The organism is Streptococcus sp. ELY_137 (assembly GCF_058314515.1).
Genome location: NZ_JBZFUL010000012.1, coordinates 50,508 through 57,321 on the forward strand (window position 1 = coordinate 50,508; position 6,814 = coordinate 57,321).

Consider the following 6,814-nt stretch of genomic DNA (forward strand, 5'->3'; position numbering starts at 1 on the left):
AAACCACAGATTCGCGACACGAAGTAGCGATTTCGATAATAAATCGCTACTGAGTTAGTGCAGTGTTTAGGTTATATCCGATAGGGATAACCGTAGTCGGTTGAGCGAAGAATTCGTCAACCTGACTTAACACTGCCTGCCGTCCCCAACACTTGAGAAAAGTATCAAAAAAGAAAAGGAATAAGTAAATCCCTAAACTTAAAGAAAGGAAAGTTTAGTTGGCTAGTCTAACTGAACACGGGACTAATTTCCTAGGAAAAAAAGATAAAACGGCCTAGACGCAAGCGTCGTCGTTAGTTTTCCCTCTCGCATTTGGGTTGTAAGACTCAAGGCTAAAATAATCCACTGGATTATTTTACTTCTACGGAAATTTTCGGTAAACCGAAAGTCCCTTTGTATCGAATATGAAACCAATTATTTCCATTATCATGGGCTCCAAGTCTGACTGGGCAACCATGCAAAAAACAGCTGAAGTTTTAGACAAGTTCGGTGTGGCTTATGAGAAAAAAGTCGTCTCTGCCCACCGCACACCGGATCTTATGTTCCAACATGCAGAGGAAGCACGCGACCGCGGCATTAAGGTTATCATTGCCGGTGCTGGCGGTGCAGCCCACCTGCCGGGGATGGTAGCAGCCAAAACAACGCTGCCCGTTATCGGTGTGCCTGTCAAATCACGCGCCCTCTCAGGGCTTGACTCACTTTACTCTATCGTGCAAATGCCGGGCGGCGTGCCTGTGGCAACCATGGCTATTGGAGAAGCGGGAGCTACCAACGCTGCCCTGACTGCCCTGCGAATTCTCTCGATTGAAGATCAGGATTTGGCAAAGCTGCTTGCAGATTTCGCAGAGGAACAAGGAAAAATCGCGGAGGCGTCAACGGATGAGCTCAACTAAAACCATTGGTATTATTGGCGGCGGCCAGCTGGGTCAGATGATGGCTATCGCGGCGGTTTACATGGGGCACAAGGTGGTGACACTGGATCCGACGGCGGACTGTCCTGCTTCGCGCGTGTCTGACATGATTGTGGCGCCTTACGACGATGTGGACGCTTTGCGAGAATTGGCAGCGCGCTGCGATGTGCTGACCTATGAGTTTGAGAATGTCGATGCCGACGGACTGGACGCGGTCATCAAGGACGGTCAGCTGCCGCAGGGGACTGACCTGCTGCGCATTTCACAAAACCGTATTTTTGAAAAAGACTTCCTCGCCAACAAGGCCGGCGTGACAGTCGCTCCTTATAGGGTCGTGACTTCCAGCCTGGACTTGGAGAATTTGGATTTGAGCAAAACTTACGTCTTGAAAACGGCCACAGGCGGTTACGATGGCCATGGTCAAGTTGTCATTAAAAGCAGCGACGATTTAGCTGCCGCTAGCCAATTAGCCAACTCTGCCGAGTGTGTCTTGGAAGAATTTGTGGACTTTGACCTTGAAATCTCGGTCATTGTGTCAGGCAATGGCAAGGACGTGACAGTTTTCCCTGTTCAGGAAAATATCCACCGCAACAATATCCTCTCAAAGACCGTTGTCCCAGCCCGCATTTCTGACCAACTGGCTGAGAAGGCCAAGAGCATGGCAGTGCAAATTGCCCAAAAACTCAATCTCTCAGGCACCCTCTGCGTGGAAATGTTTGCGACGTCTGATGACATCATTGTCAACGAAATCGCACCGCGCCCCCACAACTCAGGGCATTACTCTATCGAGGCCTGCGATTTTTCACAATTCGACACTCATATCCTAGGCGTGCTCGGTGCCCCACTTCCAGAAATCCACCTCCACGCCCCAGCCGTTATGCTCAACGTCCTTGGCCAGCACGTCCAGCAAGCAGAAGAATACGTCTCCAAAAAACCCAGCGCCCACCTCCACCTCTATGGCAAATCAGAAGCCAAGCACAACCGCAAAATGGGCCATGTGACCGTGTTTAGTGATGAGCCGGATAAAGTGAAGGAGTTTGGAGAAGGAGTAGATTAGTAGAATGGTCAATACAGGAAAAAAGCTTGAAGATTATGCACAATATGTATATTCTCGCCTATTGGAACTAAACGATTATGAAAATACTTTAGTTTCAACAAAGGTTACTATAAAAGGTCAAAGTGGTGCTACAAATGAGTTTGATGTCTATTATCAATTTACACATTTAAACATTGACTGCCGAGTTGCAATAGAGTGTAAAGATTGGGAAAATAGAGTTTCTATTAAGGAAATTCGTGATTTTTCTACAAAATTACACGATGTTGGAATGGGTAATATGATTGGAGTGATGATTTCACAAGTAGGGTATCAAGACGGAACACAAAAATTTGCAGAATCTAATGGGATAAAACTGATGACAGTAGATGACTTACCCTCAATTGTTGATATTGTTTCAGGAGCTTTGAAAAAGGTTTTTTTACCTGATGAAAAAGTTCAAGGGGAACCCTTTTGGACGATCATGGAAGTTGATAAAGGTGAGACAACAGGTTCTTATCTTACAGTACCATATAATAGGCCAGCTATTCCGCTATTTTATTCGAAAAACATGGCGAACTTTTTTCTAAACAACAGTGTCTCAGATAAGGAAAAATACCAAGTAAGAGGTTTGTCTAAATATCAACTCAAAGTACTTCTTAATCTAAGAGATATAGGGAGTTTATGTTTTGCAATTTTTGTAATGCCATTTTCTATATCTGATTTACAGAACTATCAGATTGCTTTTGTAGAAGCAGAAGATGTTGAAAATGACTATATTTGATTAGAGTGTGTTCTTAAATTTTAGAGTAATTAATAATCGGATCCTGTCTTCTGATATAAAAATAATTTACAAAGTTGGTTTTTAAATGAATAGCATGAAAACAATCGGTCTTATCGGCGGTATGAGCTGGGAGAGTACAACCACTTATTATCAGCTCATCAACGAAACAATCAAAAAAGAGCTTGGCGGTCTGTATTCGGCTAAGATTCTGCTTTACAGTGTTGATTTTGCGGAGATTGAGCGCTATCAGGCCTGCGGTGACTGGGCTAAGAGTGCGGAAGTGCTGAGCCAAATTGCTCAGAAGCTGGAGCAGGCTGGTGCCGACTTCATTGTCATTTGTACCAACACCATGCACAAGGTGGCTCCGCAGATTCAAGAAAAAATTACCATTCCGATTTTGCACATTGCGCAGGCAACTGCTGAAGCTCTTCTTGAAAACGGCATTCAAAAAGTGGGTCTCTTGGGCACCAAGTACACCATGACTCAAGATTTTTACAAGGACAAACTGCTTGAAGCAGGGCTTGAGGTGCTGATTCCAGACCAAACCGGCATTGCCGAGGTCAACCGAATCATCTATGATGAGCTTTGTCTGGGAGACATTAAAGACAGTTCCAAGCAAACCTACCTTGCCATCATTGATGATTTGAAAAATGCTGGCGCCCAAGCCGTTATCCTAGGCTGCACAGAGATTGGTCTTTTGGTTAAACAAGCAGATACAGAGCTCCCTCTCTATGACACAACAGCTATCCATGCAGAGAAAGCCGCACAATTGGCGGTAAATGAGTAGATTAGGACGGGTGACCATTTTGACAGCAGATGCTGAAATGGTATGATAGGTATCAGGAGGTTAACACATGGAACTATTCATCTCAAAAGTCATCAGCAGCCTTTGAGCAAAAGGGCCAAGGCTCTATTGTTCCGAGTTGGATTATCCATGCAGCAGTTAATATTTTTTCAGGTATATGTGCTGCGTTTATGTTGATTTAGTGGCAAGATAGATGTAGAAATATTGTTCAATAAAATGGGTGCTTGTTGTGGTAAACTAGAAATAGGAAAATTCCTACAATTTTATTTTCTACCTGGAAGGATATAAATGGATCTTTTATTAATTGATAATTCAAATATTTTTATAGGATTAAATCAATTTGAGTACGGAGCAAGAATTGATTATATAAAATTTGTAAAAAAATATACTAATAACAATAATCAGAAGAAAGTCTTAGCTGGTTCAACTCCTCCTCCAAATGATAGTTTTTGGAAAACGATGGAGAATAATGGATTTGAAGTTCATACTTATGAAAGAACCAAATCTGGGGAAAAAGGTGTGGATGGCAAAATATTAGTAGAGGGGATGGAACATATTGCGGAAACTAAAATTCCAGGAAAACTCATAATTATGAGCGGAGATTTAGATATGCGTTCTCTAATTGAAAAGGCCTATTCTAAAAAGTGGAAAATATTTCTTTGGTCATGGAAAGATAGTATTAATTCAGAGTATGTTTCAGGAGACTTGAATTGGTGTCTTCAAGAAATTAATTACCTTGATGATGTTGCTGATGAAGTTGTATATTTTAATGACGGCATTTACCCCAGAGAGTATCTAGGAGAAAGAAAACTTCGACTTGAGAGAGAAGGACAAGAACGGAAACTAAATCAAGCTGAGCAAAATGCCAAAAATAAAATATTAAATTTACAATATGTTACTAATCAAGATGATTATTTGATTAAAATTGACGAAATAATTGATTTTGAACAAATTTCAGAAGTTAACAATATCCTAAATGTGGCTCAAATGGAAAATAACAAGTTGGAAAAGGAAGCAGAGGATGAAGCTGCTGAACAGAAACGTCTACAAGAGGAACAAAAAAGACAAGATAAAGAGGCTAAAAAACGAGCCAGAAAAGAGTTTTGGAAACGGAACAGGAGTTGGATTGCAGGGGGTGCTGTCGCTGCTGGTAGCATTATTGTATATACTATCAAAAAATTAACGAAATAGCTTTGAAATAAAGAATATTTATAAGATAGAGGTGAAATTATGGATAATGAAAAAGTTGGATTTGTTCCTATTGTATATTTAAGTGATGGCGACTCATTTGCTGATGGATTTTATGAAACATACGAGGAAGCTGAGTTAAATAGTGATGCAAGTGAAATTAACAATGCTATGGCTACTGGTGCGGAGGTATTACATTTAAGTAATCCTTTTGAGTATCCAGATGAAGAGTATGTTTCGGTGGATTATATTGAAATCGAAGAAATGACATACGGTGAATATCTAATGAAATAGTTAATTTTGGTTAGCTTGATAATAAAATTGTAAAACAGAAAGGAATGGGGTATAAGTTATCGCAATTGAACCCGAGCGGAAAGCTCGGAATTTAGATAAACCGCCTCGGACGCAAGCGTCCATCGTTGGTTTCCTAAAATTCAGTTGGTTTCTTGTCGCCCTTGGTATCTTAAATTATGTTAACACGTTATTCACGTCCTGAGATGGCAAACATTTGGAGTGAAGAAAACAAGTACCGTGCTTGGTTGGAGGTGGAAATCCTCGCTGATGAGGCATGGGCTGAGCTGGGTGAGATTCCCAAGGCAGATGTGGCCAAGATTCGTGAGAAGGCGGATTTTGACATTGACCGCATCCTTGAGATTGAGCAGGAGACCCGCCACGATGTGGTGGCCTTTACCCGTGCGGTTTCTGAGACGCTGGGTGAGGAGCGCAAGTGGGTGCATTTTGGGCTAACCTCGACAGACGTGGTGGACACGGCTTACGGCTACCTCTACAAGCAGGCTAATGCCATCATTCGCAAGGATTTGGACAATTTCCTGGCTATCATCGCTGATAAGGCTAAGGAGCACAAGTTCACCATCATGATGGGGCGTACCCACGGGGTGCATGCGGAACCAACGACTTTTGGTCTCAAACTCGCAACTTGGTACAGCGAAATGAAGCGCAATATCGAGCGTTTTGACCATGCTGCCGCTGGTGTGGAAGCTGGTAAGATTTCAGGTGCCGTTGGTAACTTTGCCAATATTCCCCCCTTTGTGGAAAAATATGTCTGTGACAAATTAGGCATTCGTCCGCAAGAAATTTCAACCCAAGTTTTACCGCGTGATCTGCACGCTGAATACTTCGCAGTGCTTGCCAGCATCGCGACCTCAATTGAGCGCATGGCAACGGAAATCCGTGGTCTCCAAAAGTCTGAACAGCGCGAAGTGGAAGAATACTTTGCCAAGGGTCAGAAGGGCAGCTCTGCCATGCCTCACAAACGCAACCCAATCGGCTCTGAAAATATGACGGGTCTGGCGCGAGTCATACGCGGTCACATGGTGACAGCCTATGAAAATGTGTCCCTCTGGCACGAACGCGATATCTCTCATTCATCGGCTGAGCGCATCATCGCACCGGATACGACTATTCTGATCGACTACATGCTCAATCGTTTTGGCAATATCGTCAAGAACCTGACGGTCTTCCCAGAAAATATGAAACGCAACATGGGCTCTACTTTCGGTCTGATTTTCAGTCAGCGTGCTATGCTAGCGTTGATCGAAAAAGGTATGACCCGTGAAGAGGCTTACGACCTTGTCCAGCCTAAGACTGCCCAGTCTTGGGATAACCAGGTTGACTTCAAACCATTACTTGAAGCAGATTCGGAGGTTACTTCCCGCCTGAGCCAAGAAGAAATCGACGACAACTTCAATCCAGCTTACTACACCAAACGTGTGGATGAGATTTTCAAAAGAATTGGCTTAGAGGAATGATAGAGTAAGTACAAGCAGGTGCCTTCACTTGCTTGTTATTTATTTCCAAGGTTGGCAAAACATTTTAGAAAAATTTTCTAATTTTTTTCAAGCCATATTGACAGCATACAGGAAATGATGGTACACTAATAAGGCTAGAAGGCAGTAAAAATTATAGTTAAAAAATATTAAAAAAAGTATTGACAATTTCTAAATGAGATAGTAGACTATAAGAGTTGCTTTTAACGGCAGGAAAGACCTTTGAGAACTGAATAGACAAGAAACCAAGCGTGCGGGTTAAGGAATTAACCTGTCAAAAATACGAAAATAAGTCAGAAATGACTG

At 42.5% G+C, this 6,814-nt stretch carries 7 protein-coding genes and 1 pseudogene; all 8 read left to right on the forward strand.

Annotation, left to right across the window (positions count from 1 at the left end):
• The first annotated feature begins 404 nt into the window (after nt 1–404).
• The 8 genes and pseudogenes from purE (at nt 405) to purB (ending at nt 6,490) form a co-directional block, all read left to right on the forward strand.
• On the forward strand, nt 405–893 hold the full coding sequence (gene purE / locus AC4HAO_RS08610) for a 5-(carboxyamino)imidazole ribonucleotide mutase (RefSeq protein WP_491135125.1): 489 nt from the start codon (nt 405–407) through the stop codon (nt 891–893).
• Nucleotides 880–1,968, forward strand: a complete 1,089-nt coding sequence (purK, locus tag AC4HAO_RS08615; RefSeq protein ID WP_491135126.1) for a 5-(carboxyamino)imidazole ribonucleotide synthase — start codon at nt 880–882, stop codon at nt 1,966–1,968. The genes purE and purK overlap by 14 nt, the downstream gene beginning before the upstream one ends.
• 4 nt (nt 1,969–1,972) lie before the next feature.
• Nucleotides 1,973–2,728 (forward strand): restriction endonuclease, encoded by a 756-nt coding sequence (locus AC4HAO_RS08620; protein ID WP_491135127.1) that lies wholly within the window; start codon nt 1,973–1,975, stop codon nt 2,726–2,728.
• A gap of 94 nt (nt 2,729–2,822) precedes the next feature.
• Nucleotides 2,823–3,515, forward strand: coding sequence for an aspartate/glutamate racemase family protein (locus AC4HAO_RS08625; protein ID WP_491135132.1), 693 nt, complete (start codon nt 2,823–2,825; stop codon nt 3,513–3,515).
• Nucleotides 3,516–3,619: 104 nt separating this feature from the next.
• Nucleotides 3,620–3,715, forward strand: a pseudogene (locus AC4HAO_RS08630) (CPBP family intramembrane glutamic endopeptidase); the annotation flags it as partial.
• A gap of 106 nt (nt 3,716–3,821) precedes the next feature.
• A complete protein-coding gene (locus AC4HAO_RS08635; protein WP_491135128.1) occupies nt 3,822–4,724 on the forward strand; it encodes an NYN domain-containing protein in 903 nt (300 codons plus the stop codon).
• 39 nt (nt 4,725–4,763) lie between these two features.
• On the forward strand, nt 4,764–5,015 hold the full coding sequence (locus AC4HAO_RS08640; RefSeq protein WP_491135129.1) for a hypothetical protein: 252 nt from the start codon (nt 4,764–4,766) through the stop codon (nt 5,013–5,015).
• A 176-nt stretch (nt 5,016–5,191) separates the two neighbouring features.
• Nucleotides 5,192–6,490, forward strand: coding sequence for an adenylosuccinate lyase (gene purB / locus AC4HAO_RS08645; protein ID WP_491135130.1), 1,299 nt, complete (start codon nt 5,192–5,194; stop codon nt 6,488–6,490).
• The last annotated feature ends 324 nt before the right edge of the window (nt 6,491–6,814 follow it).